The organism is Schaalia naturae (genome assembly GCF_042665795.1).
GTDB classification, from domain to species: domain Bacteria; phylum Actinomycetota; class Actinomycetes; order Actinomycetales; family Actinomycetaceae; genus Pauljensenia; species Pauljensenia naturae.
In genome coordinates this window covers 2,490,510-2,505,940 of the sequence record NZ_JBHTEF010000001.1, presented here as the reverse complement: position 1 = coordinate 2,505,940, position 15,431 = coordinate 2,490,510, and the positions used below count along the sequence as shown (strand labels likewise).

At 68.1% G+C, this 15,431-nt stretch carries 15 protein-coding genes; 7 read left to right on the top strand and 8 right to left on the bottom strand.

Annotated features, from left to right (window positions below):
- Positions 1 to 41: 41 nt before the first annotated feature.
- Both ACFQWG_RS11075 and ACFQWG_RS11070 read left to right on the top strand, forming a co-directional pair.
- Positions 42 to 584, top strand: coding sequence for an arsenate reductase/protein-tyrosine-phosphatase family protein (locus ACFQWG_RS11075; protein ID WP_380975293.1), 543 nt, complete (start codon positions 42 to 44; stop codon positions 582 to 584).
- On the top strand, positions 581 to 1,513 hold the full coding sequence (locus ACFQWG_RS11070) for a hemagglutinin (protein ID WP_380975291.1): 933 nt from the start codon (positions 581 to 583) through the stop codon (positions 1,511 to 1,513). Before ACFQWG_RS11075 ends, ACFQWG_RS11070 begins: the two co-directional genes overlap by 4 nt.
- A gap of 39 nt (positions 1,514 to 1,552) precedes the next feature.
- Here ACFQWG_RS11070 and ACFQWG_RS11065 read toward each other — a convergent pair whose 3' ends face one another.
- Positions 1,553 to 2,200, bottom strand: coding sequence for a class II aldolase/adducin family protein (locus tag ACFQWG_RS11065; protein WP_380975289.1), 648 nt, complete (start codon positions 2,198 to 2,200; stop codon positions 1,553 to 1,555).
- 155 nt (positions 2,201 to 2,355) lie between these two features.
- Positions 2,356 to 3,168, bottom strand: coding sequence for a DeoR/GlpR family DNA-binding transcription regulator (locus ACFQWG_RS11060; RefSeq protein WP_380975287.1), 813 nt, complete (start codon positions 3,166 to 3,168; stop codon positions 2,356 to 2,358).
- Between the two features lie 268 nt (positions 3,169 to 3,436).
- Between ACFQWG_RS11060 and ACFQWG_RS11055 the strand changes: the two genes are divergently transcribed.
- The 4 genes from ACFQWG_RS11055 to pdxA all read left to right on the top strand — a co-directional run bounded on the left by ACFQWG_RS11055 (position 3,437) and on the right by pdxA (position 8,224).
- On the top strand, positions 3,437 to 4,762 hold the full coding sequence (locus ACFQWG_RS11055; protein ID WP_380975285.1) for an MFS transporter: 1,326 nt from the start codon (positions 3,437 to 3,439) through the stop codon (positions 4,760 to 4,762).
- 25 nt (positions 4,763 to 4,787) lie between these two features.
- Positions 4,788 to 6,089 (top strand): four-carbon acid sugar kinase family protein, encoded by a 1,302-nt coding sequence (locus ACFQWG_RS11050; protein ID WP_380975283.1) that lies wholly within the window; start codon positions 4,788 to 4,790, stop codon positions 6,087 to 6,089.
- 66 nt (positions 6,090 to 6,155) lie between these two features.
- Positions 6,156 to 7,169, top strand: a complete 1,014-nt coding sequence (locus ACFQWG_RS11045) for a 2-hydroxyacid dehydrogenase (RefSeq protein ID WP_380975281.1) — start codon at positions 6,156 to 6,158, stop codon at positions 7,167 to 7,169.
- 47 nt (positions 7,170 to 7,216) lie between these two features.
- Complete coding sequence (pdxA, locus tag ACFQWG_RS11040) at positions 7,217 to 8,224, top strand: 4-hydroxythreonine-4-phosphate dehydrogenase PdxA (RefSeq protein WP_380975279.1); 1,008 nt, start codon at positions 7,217 to 7,219, stop codon at positions 8,222 to 8,224.
- Between the two features lie 7 nt (positions 8,225 to 8,231).
- Here pdxA and ACFQWG_RS11035 read toward each other — a convergent pair whose 3' ends face one another.
- The 3 genes from ACFQWG_RS11035 to ACFQWG_RS11025 form a co-directional block, all read right to left on the bottom strand.
- On the bottom strand, positions 8,232 to 8,921 hold the full coding sequence (locus ACFQWG_RS11035; RefSeq protein ID WP_380975277.1) for a phosphoribulokinase: 690 nt from the start codon (positions 8,919 to 8,921) through the stop codon (positions 8,232 to 8,234).
- Position 8,922: 1 nt separating this feature from the next.
- Positions 8,923 to 9,528 (bottom strand): phosphoribosyltransferase, encoded by a 606-nt coding sequence (locus ACFQWG_RS11030; protein ID WP_380975275.1) that lies wholly within the window; start codon positions 9,526 to 9,528, stop codon positions 8,923 to 8,925.
- A 68-nt stretch (positions 9,529 to 9,596) separates the two neighbouring features.
- The gene (locus tag ACFQWG_RS11025) at positions 9,597 to 10,727 is read right to left on the bottom strand and encodes a 6-phosphofructokinase (protein ID WP_380975273.1); all 1,131 of its coding nucleotides are present in this window, start codon (positions 10,725 to 10,727) and stop codon (positions 9,597 to 9,599) included.
- Between the two features lie 174 nt (positions 10,728 to 10,901).
- On the opposite strand from ACFQWG_RS11025, the gene ACFQWG_RS11020 reads away from it, so the two are divergent.
- Positions 10,902 to 11,090 carry a hypothetical protein gene (locus ACFQWG_RS11020; RefSeq protein WP_380975271.1) on the top strand — a complete coding sequence of 63 codons (189 nt, stop codon included), beginning with the start codon at positions 10,902 to 10,904 and terminating at the stop codon, positions 11,088 to 11,090.
- Between the two features lie 106 nt (positions 11,091 to 11,196).
- On the opposite strand, the gene brxL is transcribed toward ACFQWG_RS11020, so the two are convergent.
- From brxL to ACFQWG_RS11005, 3 genes are all read right to left on the bottom strand, one after another.
- Positions 11,197 to 13,350, bottom strand: coding sequence for a BREX system Lon protease-like protein BrxL (brxL, locus tag ACFQWG_RS11015; protein ID WP_380975269.1), 2,154 nt, complete (start codon positions 13,348 to 13,350; stop codon positions 11,197 to 11,199).
- Between the two features lie 221 nt (positions 13,351 to 13,571).
- Positions 13,572 to 14,051: a hypothetical protein gene (locus ACFQWG_RS11010; protein WP_380975267.1), complete on the bottom strand. Its 480-nt coding sequence runs from the start codon at positions 14,049 to 14,051 to the stop codon at positions 13,572 to 13,574.
- A 4-nt stretch (positions 14,052 to 14,055) separates the two neighbouring features.
- Positions 14,056 to 15,405 carry an AAA family ATPase gene (locus tag ACFQWG_RS11005; RefSeq protein WP_380975265.1) on the bottom strand — a complete coding sequence of 450 codons (1,350 nt, stop codon included), beginning with the start codon at positions 15,403 to 15,405 and terminating at the stop codon, positions 14,056 to 14,058.
- Positions 15,406 to 15,431: the final 26 nt, after the last annotated feature.

The following is a 15,431-nucleotide window of genomic DNA, read 5'->3' as shown; positions in this document are numbered from 1 at the left end:
CCGGGGTCGCATTCCCCCCGGCATCGTGCACAATGGGAGCCATGTCCCCTTCCCCCAACGCTTCGGCGCGCCCGTTCCGCGTGCTCATGGTGTGCACTGGGAACATCTGCCGGTCGACCATGGCGCAGGAGGTCCTCGACGAGGCCGTCTCCGCCGCCGGGCTCGGCGTGCGGGTGGACTCCGCCGGGATCTCCGACGAGGAGCAGGGGCGGCCCATCGACGCGCGCGCGGCGCGGGCCCTGCGCGACGCCGGCCACGGGATCCCCGATCACCGGGCCCGCCGGGTGCGGGCCGGCGAGCTGGGGGACTGGGACCTCGTCCTCGCGATGACCCGATGGCATCTGGCGTCCCTCCGCCGCCTCGCGGACCGGGCCGGCGTCCGGGTGGAGTCCGGCGCGTCGCCCGGCACCCCGGGTGTCACCGATCTGAGGCTCTTCCGCGCCTTCGATCCGGGCCTGCGAGAGGACGACGATCCCGATCTGCCTGATCCGTGGTACGGCACGCAGCAGGACTTCACGCGGACGCTCCGGGTGATCGAGCGCGCGACCCCTGGCGTGGTCGCCCATGTCCGGGAGGCGCTGTGACGCGGCGCCGGACCCGTAGGAGGCGCAGCCGCCTGAGGACCGCGGCGGTCCTGGTGGTGGTGCTCGCCGCGGTGGCGGGCGCCGCCTATGCCGGGCTGAAAGCGGTGCGCGGGACGGTCGACGCGATCGGCTCCAGCGTGGGGGACTCGCTGGGGAACGCTCTGGGGTCCGACCGCGGGACGTCGCGCGAACCGCTCTCTGAGACCCTGGGGCCCACGACGCCGGAGCTCAGCTACGACGGCTTCGATCCCGCCGACATCATCGCCGACGACCTGTTCTTCGACGCGGACGCGATGAGCGAGCAGGACGTCGCGGACTTCATCGCCCAGTGGAACGACGGGTGCGTGACGGGCTCCGACGGCACCCCCTGCCTGGCCGACTACGAGGAGTCGACGCCGACCTATCAGCCCGACCAGTACTGCGCCGGCGGGTTCACCGGCTCGGACGGGGACACGGCCGCCTCGATCATCACGAAGGCCGCGCAGGGCTGCGGGATCAGCCCGAAGGTGCTGCTGGTGATGATGCAGAAGGAGCAGGGCCTCCTCACGGCGTCGGGCGCCGATCTGGGCGAGTTGCGGTACCGGACGGCGATGGGGTTCGCCTGCCCGGACAACGGCGCCTGCGACCCGGACTACTTCGGGTTCACCCGCCAGGTGTGGTTCGCCGCCCGGCAGTTCCGGGTGTACGAGGCCGACGCCGAGACCTTCAACATCCGCGCCGGCCAGAGCGCTGACATCTTGTACAACCCGACCGCGAGCTGCGGGTCCGCGACGGTTGAGGTCGCCAACCAGGCCACGGCCGATCTGTACAACTACACGCCCTACCAGCCCAACGAAGCCGCGCTCGCGGGCTCCGGCGACGACTGCTCGGCCTGGGGCAATCTCAACTTCTACGCCTACTGGAAGGCCTGGTTCGGCCCGACCCGCTGAGATCGGGCCGCATCCGACTCCAGAGGTCCGTTCGCGCCGTCAGCGCGACCGGTAGTCTTGCTCACCCCACGGGCGGTGGCTCTTCCGCGCGAGCTCGTCGCACTGCTGTGGGGTCAGCGGGCGTGGGTCCATCCCGGCGAGGCGGATGTACACGTCAGAGGCGTTCTCGATCTCGATGGCGCGTTCGACGGCCTGAGACACGGTGCCGCAGGTGATCGAGCCGTGGTTCTGGAGCAGGACCGAGTCGAAGGGGTAGGCGATCCGCGACAGTCCCGCCGCCTGCGTCGGGCTGCCCGGATGCTCGTAAGGGACCAGCGGGATGTTCCCGACCTTCATCACGAGATAGGGGGACAACGGAGGGAGCGTGCTGTAGTCGGTCCACGGCGCCAGGCAGGCCGCCGCCGCGGCCGAGGGCGAGTGCAGGTGGATGACGCAGGTGGCGTCGGGGTTCAGGTCGTAGAACTTCGAGTGGAGGGGGAGTTCCTTCGTCGGCTTGGGGCCCGAGAGTTCCTCTCCCCGGATCGTTGCGAACTGGTCCCTGGTGATTGAATCGAGCGAGGTGCCGGATCCCGACAGGAAGATCGTGCCGGCCTCCCGGCACGAGACGTTGCCCGTCGTCCCCGGGGACAGTCCGAGGGAGGCGAGGTAGTGGGCCGCCTCGACAAGCTCATCCAACAGATCACTCATGACGATCTCTCCTCATCGTGGGGCAGCGTGGTGGGGGGTCCGGTGGCAAACAGGAGTCGTCGAACGCCACGACCGCCAAGCAATAACTTATCGTCACAAATCGTAACACCCCGGCTGCGTTCCCTGCTGGCCGGCGATGTCGCGCTCACGGGGGATCACTCCCCTTCATCCCCTTCCGGCGGGAGGGGGACGATCTGGAGGGGGATCCCGAGATCGCGCAGTCCGCTGGCCGCGTTGCTCGACAGGCCGGCGTCGGTGATGACCCTGTCGAAGGCCGTTAGCGGACGGATCGTGTAGACGCCGAACGAGCCGAACTTCGAGCTGGAGGCCATGAGCACGGCCAGCGAGGTGCGTTCGATCGCTGCGGACTTGAGGCCCACCTTGGGCTGGCTCGGCGTGGTGACGCCATGGGTGATGTCCCATGAACTGGTGGAGATGAAGGCGATGTCGGTGTTGAGCCGGGAGGCGGTGGCGGCGGCCAGCGGCCCGGACGTCGATCGATTGTCGACCTCCACGTTGCCTCCCACGTGGATCAGTTGGATCGATGGCACCGGAGAGAGCTCCTCGACGATGGAGAAGTCGTTGGTGATCACGGTCAACCCGGAGTGCGCTCTGACGTAAGGAGCCAGGGCGCCCGTGGTGGTTCCGGCATCCATGTAGATCACCATGTTGTCGTGCAGCAGTTCGGAGGCGGCTCGGGCGATGGCCGCCTTCTCGCGCTGGTTCTGCTCGGCCTTCACCGTGAAGGGGGGCTCGTCGTAGATGTCGCTCGGCAGGCGCACGCCTCCCGTGGTGCTCAGGGCGAGCCCTTCGCGTTCGAGGGCCGCGATGTCGCGATACACCGTCATCGTGGAGACGCTGAGCAGCTGGGTGAGCTCCTTCACACTCAGCACCTTCTCCTGTCGGAGGTGGCGCATGAGGATCTCACGGCGTTGGGCGGGAATCATCGCGGATCTGCTCGGAGGCATGTGCCAATCTTGCCATCGAGCCGCTTCTGGATGGGCGGTCACGCGACGCTGATCCATATGGAAGGCGGTCGGGCAGCCGTCGTGCGACAACGTCGTGATAAGACATGAGAAGATCTGGTTTGCGATGTGAGATCTCGTGATACGATCTGGTGCGTCAAGGACGACAGTCCGTGACATGGAAACGTGGGTCGCCTCTGGTGCAGAGCCTCAGCGAAGCCGCTGGAGCCGGGGACCGGCATCGGGGGCGACCTCCAGACGGGTGGAGACAATGCAGAAGAAATTCAGCGTACGAGGGCTGCGATGGTGGATGCTCTTGTTCTTCGTGCTGATCATGCTTTTCAACTACATTGACAGGGCGTCGCTGTCGATCGCGCTGTCACTGATCACCTCCGATTTCGGCATCAACGAGGCGGCGGCGGGAATCCTGTCATCGGCCTTCTTCTGGTCCTACACCTTGATGCAGATCCCGGGAGGGATGCTCGTCAAGAAGTTCAAGCCCAGAAAGACGGTGTCCATCGCGATCATCGGATGGGGTATCGTCCAGGCGCTGACGGCCGTGGCAAGCAGCCTCAACGTCTTCGTGATCTTCCGCGTCCTGCTCGGGATCTTTGAGAGCCCCGTCCAGAACGGAATGAACACCGCCACCCTGACCTGGCTCCGCAAGGACGAGCGCGGCCGGGGGTCCACGATCATCGACTCCGGCGGTCCGTTGGGCTCCGCCATTGGCAGCATCCTCGTGACTGGTCTGATCGTCTGGCTGGGGACGTGGCGTGCGGCGTTCATCTTCCTCGGTGCCATCACCTTGCTCATCGGCGTTCTGGCGTGGTCTTTCATCCGCAACAGCCCGTCGGACCACCCCTGGATCACCCAGGACGAGGCGAACTATCTCGACGAGGCGATCGCGGAGGAGGTGGAGCAGGAGAAGACGGTCTCCGAGGCGCAGACCGTCGCATCGAAGCCCGCCCTCACTCGGCTCGCGCCCTGGATGCTCCTCATCGCCTTCGCGGCATACGACGCCGTGCAGTACGGGCTGCTGACCTGGGCCCCGTACTACATCTCGAAGAGCCTGGGCATCTCCTTCGGGATCACCGGTGTCGCGAGCATGTTCGTCTATCTCGGAGGATTCGCGGGGGAGATGGTGGTCGGCCAGCTCTCCGATCATTGGCTCAAGCGGGGAGGCACGCCGAACAAGGTCATGCGGACGCTCTTCGTCCTGGCCGGCATCGGCGTGACGGTGTGCACGCTCCTGGTCAACGTCGTGGCGAGCGTCGTGGTCGCGATTGTCCTTCTGACGATCGCCAACTTCTTCACCCGGTGGGGCGGCCTCTACTGGTCGGTGCCGCAGCAGATCGTGCACCGCGCAGAGGTCCCGACGCTGTCGGCCGCCATGAACTTCGCGGGGAATGCGGCTGGCATCGCGATCCCGATAATCGTCGGTTTCATCGCCTCTGCGACGGGAAGCTTCACCGGCGTGTTCATCCTCTTCGGGGTCTGCGGGATCATCATGGCGCTGTCCTCCGCGATCCTCAACTACGAGAGCGGGCCGACACAGTCCGTTCTGGCCGCCCAGGACAAGCCCGCCGTCGCCAAGTGATGACGGCATCGAGAGACGAGACGGCATGCTGATGAATGCGACGAACACCGGACGGATCCTGATCCTCGCGGACGACTTCACGGGGGCGGGTGACACGGGCATCCTCTTCCGGACGAGGACGGTGCCGGTGGCCATCAGCCTGCATCCCGACAGGCTCGACTCGGTCTCGGAGTCGGACGCCGTCCGGGTCATCCTCACGGACACGCGCACTTATCCGACCGACGAGGCCGCGCGGATCGCGGGCGCGGTCGCGCGAACGGCGATATCGGCCGTGGACTTCGCTCACGTCTATCAGAAGATCGACTCCACGATGCGGGGGTCGGTCGGGGCGGAGGTCGCGGCGGTGCTCGCCGCGCTCGGTCGGACGACGGCCGTGCTCTGCCCCGCGTTTCCCGAGATGGGCAGAACCGTCGTGGGCGGGAAGCTGCTCGTGGACGGCGAGCCGATCACGCGGACGCAGTACGCGCGCGACCCCAGGAAGCCGATCCTCCACGACCGGCTGTGCGACATCGTCCACGACACCGATCCCGGCATCGGGACCTGCGAGTGCCGGGCGGAGGACCTGCCGGAGATCCTCGGCGAGTCCTTCGGCGGTGCCGGTGGCGCGCGAATCGTGGCGGTGGACGCCCAGACCGACGGCGAGCTCCAGGCCATCGCGGAGGCCATCGCCGGTCGCCCCGACGTCCTCCCCGTCGGCGCGGCCGGGCTGGGCCGCGCCCTATCGGGGATCTGGCTCCGGGACGCTCCGTCGGCCTCGCCGGCGGACGATTCGGAACCTGCAGCGGGCCCTGGGGCGCGGCTGGCGGTCGTGGCGAGCGGCAGCGCCAACCCGCGCAGCATCGCCCAGCTGGCCGCTCTGGAACGCGAGATGCCCGGCCTGCCGATGATCCGGGTGGACAAGGAGAGGCTCACGACGCGCGGGGAGGCCGAGCGGGAGATGGACCGGGTCTGCCACGAGGTGGAACGCGTGGTCGCCCGCTCCCGCGTCTTCGCGATCGCGCTGAGCGACACCCGCATGGAGACTCCCCCCTACCAGGGTGAGTACGAGTCCTTCGTGGCCAGGGCCGTGGCCCACGCGGTCCGGGTCAGCGGGGTCGAGCCTGCCGGCATCGCCATCGTCATCGCCGGAGCGGACACGAGTCATTCGTGCTGCCGCGAGCTCGGCATCGATGAGCTGTATCCCCAGCGCGAGGTCGTCACGGGAATACCGTGGAGCACGACCGATGCCGGGATCCACATCCTCTCGAAGGCGGGAGGCTTCGGCGCGGACGACGCGCTGGCGCGATGCCTGCGCTTCTGCCTCCCCTCGGAGGTGAGCGCCCACTAGGCCTGAGCGGACCCTGCCGCCTGCGGGCGGATGACGTGACGACGTGTTTCGACGGAAGGAAAGACCATGAAAATCGCCGTGTTCGGAAGCGGCTTCATCACCCCGGAGATCTTCATCGACGAGATCGACCGGGAGGTGCCGGGATGCGAGTTCGTGACCGGCACGCTCCCGTGGCCGGGCGCGCCGCGCGGGAACGACGACGAGATCCAGGAGTACGCGGGCGACTTCGACGAGATCGTGCGCATCGCGGGTGACGCGGAGGCGCTGGTGACAGACCTCGCGCCCGTCAATGCGAAGATGCTCGCCCAGATGAGCAGCCTCAAGTTCATCGGCGTCGCGCGCGGGGGCCCCGTCAACATCAACATCGCGGAGGCCACCCGACGCGGCGTCGTGGTGACGAACGCCCCGGGGCGCAATGGGCCGGCCGTCGCCGAGTTCACGGTGGCGCTGGTCCTCGACATGGTCCGCCGGATCGGGACGGGCGTCGAGAACCTGCGCAGCGGGAGGTGGCAGGGGGACCTCTACTCCTATGAGACCTGCGGCTTCGAGATCGCAGGGTCGACGATCGGTATCGTGGGATTCGGGAAGGTCGGCCGGCTCGTGGTCGACCTCTTCCGGGCGTTCGGGATGAACGTGCTCGTCTACGATCCCTTTGTGGCGGCGGCGGATGTCGAGAAGGCGGGCGCGCGACTCGTCGGGCTCGACGAACTGCTCGCCTCCTCGGACTTCGTGAGCATCCACGCGCGTCTCACCCCGGAGACCCGCGGCATGATCTCGGCCGGCGAGCTGGCCGGGATGAAGGACGGCGCCTATCTCATCAACACCGCGCGTCCCGGCCTGATCGACTACCCGGCCGTCGCCGAGGCGCTCCGGAGCGGCAAGCTCGCCGGGGTCGCCCTGGACGTCTACCCGAGCGAGCCCCCCAGGCTCACCGACCCGATCTTCGCCTCCGACCGGGTCCTCGCGCTCCCCCACGTCGGAGGGGCGACGCGCGAGAGCGCGAAGCGGGGCGCGCATATGGTCGCCGAGGACCTCGCCCGGTTCATCCGGGGCGAGGAACTGCTGCACCGGAAGAACTGACCAGGTCGGGAGGCGGTCGAGAGGTCGAGAGAGGAAGGACGAGAGCCATGGACGCGAAGCCATTCGTCGCCGTCACCATGGGCGACGGGGCCGGAGTCGGCCCGGAGTGCACGGTGGCCGCGGCGAGCGATCCCGGGATTCAGAGCATCTGCATCCCGATCGTGGTCGGCGACAGGAGACGGCTCGGGCAGGCCGCTGAGGTCCTCGGGCTGACGGGCGTCGATCTTGAGACGGTCGGCGGCGTCGAGGACGCGGTGGACGCGCCCGGCCGGGTGAACGTCATCGACCTCGACCTGCTCCCCGCCGATCTGCCGTGGGGGGAGCTGTCCGCGGCCGCCGGAGACGCCGCGTACCACTACGTGAAGGTGGCGGCCGAACTGGCGGTCGAGGGGAAGGTCCAGGCGATCTGCACCGCGCCCCTCAACAAGAAGGCGCTCCACATGGGCGGGCACAACTATCCCGGACACACGGAGATGCTTGCCGCCCTGACCGGGACGCCGGAGGTCTCGATGATGCTGGCCACGCCCAGGCTCTGCGTCATCCACGTCACCACCCATGTCGGCCTCCTCGACGCGATCGCGATGATCGAGCCGGGGCTCGTCGAGCGCACCATTCGCCGGGGATGGGAGGCCCTGCGCCGCGCGGGGCTGGAGGACCCGCGCATCGGCGTCTGCGCGATCAACCCCCACGCCGGCGAGGGCGGGCTCTTCGGGTACGGCGAGGAGGAGACGAAGATCGCCCCCGCGGTCAGGAAGGTTCGGGCGGAGGGCATCGACGCGGTCGGTCCGCTGCCTGCGGACACCGCGTTCTACCTCGGAGGGCGCGGGGACTACGACCTCATCGTCGCGATGTACCACGACCAGGGCCATGGTCCGATCAAGGTGCTCGGGATCGAGGAGGGCGTCAACATCACGGTCGGCCTGCCGGTGATCCGGACCTCGGTCGACCACGGGACGGCCTTCGACATCGCGGGAACGGGCACCGTCAGCACGCGGTCGATGGTCGAGGCCATGCGCCAGGCCGTGGCGCTCGCGGACCGGCGTTCCCCGCAGTGACGGGCCCTCACCTCGCCATGACGACGGCGTCGGCCCGTTCTCGCCCGGCCATCACGAGGTCGATGTTCGCCGCGTCCACGGTGCGCACCCAGTGCGCCGCGTCGACGCGATCGCGGCCGAAGGCCTCCTGGCGGGCCACCAGGCGTCGCAGGAGCTCATCGCGGTCCGTGTCGATGAACACGAGCAGGTCGACCCTCGCGCGGGCCCGCCTCCATCCGGGGGCGTCGAGCGTCAGGTAGTTGCCCTCGGTGATCGCGATGCCGCGCGGCGCCACCACGTTCATCGCGGCGACCGGTTCATGCAGGTCACGGCGATAACCGGGGGCGAAGACGGTGCGGCGGACGTCCTCGACGCCGTCCTCGCCGGAGGGGCCGGGACCGTCGCCGGCCTGGATCCTCTCCAGCAGCGCGACGTACCCCCACACGTCGAAGGTGTCGGGTGCGCCCTTGCGGTCGGCCAGGTCCAGGTCCTCCAGCACCGCGTTGGAGAGGTGGAACCCGTCCATCGGCGCCTGCCCGGCGACGGCGATGCCGCGCGCCTCAAGCAGTTCCCCGACGAGGCCCGCCACCGTCGACTTGCCCGTCCCGGGCGGCCCGGTCAGCCCCAGCACCCGCACGGCCCGGTCGGTGGCGAGACGCCGTTCGACCAGGTCCGCGACCTGGCGGGCCACGGACTCGGAGGCGCCCAGGACGGTCATGTCAGTCTCCGGGGCGGATGACGGGCTTCGTCGACCAGGGGAAATTGATCCACCTGTCCGTGATCCGCCATTCGTAGTCGGGCACGATGACCGACCGCGGCTTGCGGTAGATGACCGCGCTGCGCGCGTCCACCGCCACGGCGTCCTGGCCGTCGAGGCTCAGTCCGTGCTCGCCCATGAGGTCCATGATCATCGCGAGGGTGCGCCCCGAGTCCGCGACGTCGTCGACGACGAGGACGCGGTGTCCGTCGATGGCGGAGACGTCCATGAGCGGGGGCAGCAGCTGGGGTTCGGGCAGGGTCTCCCCGACCCCCGTGTAGAACTCGACGTTCATCGTGCCGATCGCCTTGACGCCCATCGCGTAGGAGAGGGCGCCGGCCGGCAGCAGTCCGCCGCGCGCGATCGCGATGATGAGGTCGGGCATCCACCCGGACCCCACGATCGCGTGGGCGAGGTCTCGCGCCGCCCCGCCGAAGCCCTCCCAGGTGAGGGTCTCGCGCGCCGCCACCTCCTCCGCCGAGGGGGCGTGCCCCTCCACCGTCGCTCCGTCGTCGAAGGGTGTGGTCACGGGGTGCTCCTGGGGTCGGGGACGGGTCTTGCGGGACATCGTAGTTTGCCGATGACGAGGGCGGCACCGCCCGAGTGGGGCGGCGGTCGCGGGGCTCCGAGGAGGCGTCAGTCCCCCATGCACGTGCCGACGTGGCGCGCGGCGTCGAGCCATGGATGGTCCAGCGGCACCGTCTTGAGGGTGCCGGCGACCTCCTCCAGCGGGACGGGCGCGGCGCCCTGACCCTGGGCGGCCACCGTCACGCCGTACTCCCCCCGGGCGACCAGGTCCGCTCCGGCTCCACCCAGGATGGTGCCCAGAAGGCGGTCCTGAGCGTCGGGGGTGCCGCCGCGCTGGACGTAGCCCAGGATCGTCACCCGCGACTCCAGGCCCGTCGCGGCCTCCAGTGCCTCCGCCAGGCGGAACGCATTGCCGCGGTGGGCGGCCAGCACGTTGGCGCGGTGGGTCTTGGCGGCCTCCTTCGACTCGGGAGTCGCCGCTCCCGACACAAGGGCCTCGGCAGCCGCGAGATCCGCGGTGTCCTTGAGGTCGCGGGCGCCCTCGGCGATGGCGACGACGGAGAAGTTGTGCCCGGCGGCCGCGCGCTCGCGGATCGACTTGGCCACGGAGTCGATGGAATAGGGGATCTCGGGCAACAGGATGATGTCGGCGCCGCCGGCGATGCCCGCCCCCAGGGCCAGCCAGCCGGCCTTGTGCCCCATGACCTCCACGACGATGATCCGGTGGTGGCTGTGGGCGGTGGAGTGCAGCCGGTCGATGGCCTCCGTGGCGATGCCCAGCGCCGTGGAGAACCCGAAGCTCGTCTCCGTGTGGGCGATGTCGTTGTCGATGGTCTTGGGCAGGTGGATGACGTTGAGTCCAGCCTGCTGGAGGCGGTAGGCGTTCTTCGCGGTGCCGCCCCCGCCGATGCACACCAGGCCGTCGAGGCCGTCCTGGGCGCAATTGTCCAGGATCGTCGGGACCATGTCCGTGGGCTGGCCGTCCACCATCATCTTGTGGACCTTGTCGCGCGAGGTCCCCAGGATCGTCCCGCCGACGGTGAGGATGCCGGACAGCGCCTGGGAGTCGAGCTCGACGAAGCGGTTCTCCGCAAGCCCCCGGATGCCATCGCGGAACCCGATGAGCTCCATCCCGTGATGGCCGATCGCCGCCTTCCCGAACCCCCGGATCGCGGCGTTGAGCCCGGGGCTGTCCCCGCCCGCCGTCAGGATGCCGATTCGCTTCTTGGATGTGGCCACGGGTGTCCTCCTCGATGGGCTGGCGCCTCCCAGCGTAGCGACTGCCGGCGTCGTGGGGCCGGTCCGGACCGCTGCCGGATCGGTCCTCGCATGCCGGATCGACTGTTCGTGTGGAGCGAAAAGCCTCCGAGCTGTCCGGCATGCCCTACCGAGTATCCCCATACAGTCGCTTCAATGTCGAAGGTTCATGCGGGAACGCGGACTCACGTTCAAGGGTGCTCCAACGAGGCCATCGTGCGCGGACTCGCGGCACCCGCACAGTCGGTCGACACCCCGACGTTCGACCTGGGCCACGCGCGCGTCTCGCTCGAGCGGGCGCTGGAGCTCGCGGGTGAGCTGGAGGACGAGGCGCTGGTCTCATGACGGGACCTCGGGACATGAAGCTGGTGGACGCGAACGTCCTCGTGTACGCCGTCGGCCGGGTCGGCGGGGGACTTGGTGGATGGCGCACATCTCGCGGCACTCGGCCTCACTCTCCGACGCCGGACTCCTCCCCGTCGCGCACGTACGTCAGCGTGAACTCCTTGACGGCCCGGTAGCGCTGTTGGCGTAGCCGCAAGTCGAGCCAGTCGGTGTCGAAGGGCTGGAACACATCGAGGCCGCGCCCGAGGATGATCGTCCACCCCGTGTTGGCGTGGATCGAGCGGTCGTGGAGCGTCGAGCTGAAGTCGTAGTCGAAGTCGATGCCGGCGACGGCCGCGTTGGCGCAGATCGTCTCCAGGTCGGCGCGTTGCCTGCCGCGATACTCTTCGCTGTCGTCCGGCTTGGTCGTCAGGTGGACGTGGACCTCGGCCCCCGCGGTCGCCGCCTTCGCGATGGTCTCGAGGAACTCGACCAGGTTGCGCATCTGGTGGCGTGCGCGAATGTAGGGATCCACCACGCGGACGTTGGTCGCCCCGATCAGGTACGGCCCGAGGTACCGGTCGTAGCTGAACCCGTGCCGCCCCTCAGCGAAGCGCTGGATCCCTTCGGAGAGGGAAGGCGCGCGGTCGGGCTCCGCCGGGCTGGGCGCGGCGGGGTGGCCGGGGGTCCTGGACGAGGGCGGCGCTGCTGGTCGGGCACCATGGTCCCGAGAAGAGCTCACCGTGTCCTCAGCAGGGGAGTCGCCCTCGTCGATGGGAACGCGGTGGTAGAGGTCCGGGTACTCGTCCTCTTCGACGGTCGTGACGGGTGTCCACGCGCCGGCCGGGTCGGAGTATCGGAAGCGGACGGGCGCCATGGTGGAGTCGATGCGGACCAGTTGGTCCTTGACGCGCTTGCGGCCCTCCATCGCGATGCGCAGGAGTGCCTCGACGTCCTCGCGTGGGGCGTCGCCGGAAGGATGGATCAGTTTCATCAGACCGGAGAAGGTCTTGAGGACGCCGTCGCGGTCGCGGGTGGACAGGTCAGGGGACAGGGTGAACCACTGCTGATAGCGGTCGGAGTAGTCGATGTCGCGCATCGCCTTGAGGACCTCGGCCAGGTAGTCGACGACGAACCCGTAGTGGTCGGTGAACATCTCGGAGCGGATCTGCTCGAACTCCCACCCGGGCAGGTAGCAATGGATACGGTCGAGGAACGCGGGGTCGTGGTACTGCTCGGGCAGCTCGTCGAACAGGTCGGAGTTCTTGAGCATGTAGGGGACGGAGTGGGAGGTGTTGCCGATGAACACCAGGGAGGCTTCGGCGCCCAGGGTCTCCACACCGCGGGAGAACGACTTGTTCGCCATGTAGTTCTTGAGGATGTCGACCAGCGCCCGGTCGACGCGCTTCTTCCGGCCGGCGAACTCGTCGAAGGCGACGGTGTCCCAGTACCCGACCAGGCCGATCTGGCGGTTCGCGTTGTTGACGAACAGCTTGGCCACGGTGACCTCGCCGCCGGAGATCAGCATCCCGTGGGGGGAGAACTCGCTGTAGATGTGCGACTTGCCGGTGCCCTTGGGACCCAGCTCGATGAGGTTGTCATTGCGCTCGACGAAGGGGATTAGGCGGGTGAGCTGGAGGAGCTTCGTGCGGGTGCCGAACAGGGACGGCTCGAAGCCGATGGAGCGGATCAGCAGGTCGATCCACTGCTCCGTGGTGAACAGCGCCCGCTGGGTCGTGTAGGCGGCCAGGTCGAGGTGGGACAGCTGGATCGGCTTGAGGCTGAGCAGGAACCAGGGGATCGACTTCGGATCGCCCGAGTGCGCGTACGCCAGTTCGCACAGGCACCACACCCCGCCTGTCAACAGCTTCTCGCGGGCCTTGACGATGTCCGGGCTGACGGGGACCTGGGAGATCCCGAGGTTCGAGAACTCGGCCTCGTAGACGTCGGTCTTCGCGTTGAGGGCCACGGAGACCTTGTCGATGACCCGGTGACGTCCCTTCTCGCGGATCGTCGACTGCACCAGCCTAGCGTCGCCGCGATGGATGTAGTGGTCGCGGAGGATCCTGCGCACGTCCTCGATCCCCGACCGGATCGTGGCCGGATCGTCGGTGGCCGCGTACTGCGCCAGCAGGTACTCCAGGACGTAGGTTGGGACTAGGGCGTTCCCCTTGACGGCCTTCACCAGGTCCTTGCGGACGACCATGCCTGGGAAGGCCGAGATGGTGAGGTCGTCGAGGGGATCGCGGGCGGGGCCGTCCATCGAGGCTGGCGTCGACACTGCTGCAGGGTCACTCACGTGGATCCGTTACCTCGAAGGGCTTCCCGAACACGGTAGGTCGACGAAGGAACTCGCGCAGGCTGGCGTCGTCAGGCGGGGAGTTCAGAAGTGCCGTGAGCGCGTCAAACTGCTCCGGTGTGACTGTGAATCGAGTCCGGTCTGCCGAGGCCGGTGGGGTTCCACGTTCAGAGTCGTCCATGATCCCTTCTCCGAGTCTGCGATCACGCGGGGTTGTACGCGTCGAGACGGCTGTCAGTGGTCCAGATTCTCACGTCGCTGAGCTGCGAGCGTGCCCGGTACTGTGCAGCCTCCGCGAGGATGGTGAGGTCCCCGACCCCGACGTCATTGGTCGTGACGCGCTGCGTCAGCGGTGCTCCTGTTCCGCATCCATCGCACAGGTCTGCCAGGAACACCGCGCCCCATCTGGCGTCATTGAGCTGCCAGGGCGCCGTGTTCTCGATGGTCTGTCTGAGTGTCCACTCGAAGCGCGCGGCCGCCTCGCGGCGCTCGTGCCCATTGTGCACATGAGAGATGTGGTTTCCTGTCTCGACGACAGCAGCTGCAGGGATCAGAAGGCTGGCCTTTTCCTGGTGCAGAGTGCTCAGCTGGCAAAGGACCGCCTCGTGGTCCTGGTCGCGTCCGGGAACCCGCAGGATGTTGCAGAGCACGGATGTGTCGACGAACCTCACGGAGGGGGCCATGGGATCAGCCACCGATCGCCGAGAGGAAGGCGTCGAGGTCGACCGAGCGCTCAGGAGTCGGCGCAACCAGTTCGGATCGCGTCACCAGGTCGCCGATCTCGCCATGGGCCATTGCCTGCGCATATCCGGACAGCTCCACCAATGGCGAGAGGCGGCTGTGCCCCTCCTCGTCGCGGTAGCACACCACGACCTTGTCGTTGAGTTCACCGGTCAGCGCATTGAGCAGCGCAGGGCTGTGGGTCGTGACCGTGACTTGAAGGCCGGAGGATGTCACGGCGTCCTCGATCATCCGCAGAGCCACGCGCGCCTGTGAGGGATGGAGCCCGTTCTCGATCTCCTCCAGGACCACGCGGACCTTGCCGGTGACGGGTTCGGAATCCGGCGTCAGGGGAACGGCGTCGTCGTCGGCGTCGACGTCCAGATCCTGCGCAGTCGACTGGAGGGCGGTGGCCACGGCTGCGAAGCGAAGCAGCCCGTCACTCATCTCCCGGGCCGAGGTCCTGCTCCCGTCGTGTTCGGTGAGCGAGAGCATGACCTCGTCGCGCGTGGTGGTCTCAAACTGCACGCCGGTCACCTGGTTGGCAGCGATCGTGGAGATCGCCTCGACAACCTTCTGAGCCCGCGCGGGCTGGGTGTGCTGCAGGTTGAGGATTGCGGCGGACAGGTTCGATCCGTCTCGCTTGAGGGCGGCGTCGCTGCGGCGAACGTAGTCGCGCATCGCGATCGGCACCGGGTCGAACTCGAAGACTGCCTGCAAGGCGCTCTGCACGACATCCACCCCGTGGAGGACCTCGCGTCCAGCAATGCTCGAGGTCCTGACCAGGATGGGCGCCTGTGCGAGGACTGAGCGGTTGTCCCGGACGAAGGTTGCCGGGTTGACTCCTCGCCTCCCGTTGTGGATGCGGACGTCAAGACCGGGAGCGTTCTCCTCGCCTGTCGCGGTGATGAGGTCTCGCCTCCGGATTTTCTTCGACTTCTCGGCGCGGGCCGGTCCCTGGAGCTGTTCCCGTTCGATCCGCAGATCAGGGGCGACCCGAACGGTGACGGAGTACTCGAAGACCTCATCGCCCAGCTCGACAGTGCAGCCCAGCTCGAAGGTGTCGGTCCCGTGGGGAGGGCATCCTGCTGAGCCACCGCGCACTTCTCCTGGGCCGTACTGGCCCCGTCCATCCAGCACGTCCGCCAAGTCGCCCCCGGTGGCCAGCCGGGACAGGACGTCCAGTCCGTCGAGCGCGTTCGACTTGCCCGAGCTGTTGAGGCCCGTGAGGATCGTGAGGTCAGACAGCGGGAGGACTTCATTCACAAAAGACTTGAAGGCCGTGAGGTGCACGGCAGTGATCCTGGCCTCAGCCATGACTCCCCCTCACCAGTCGGACTCCC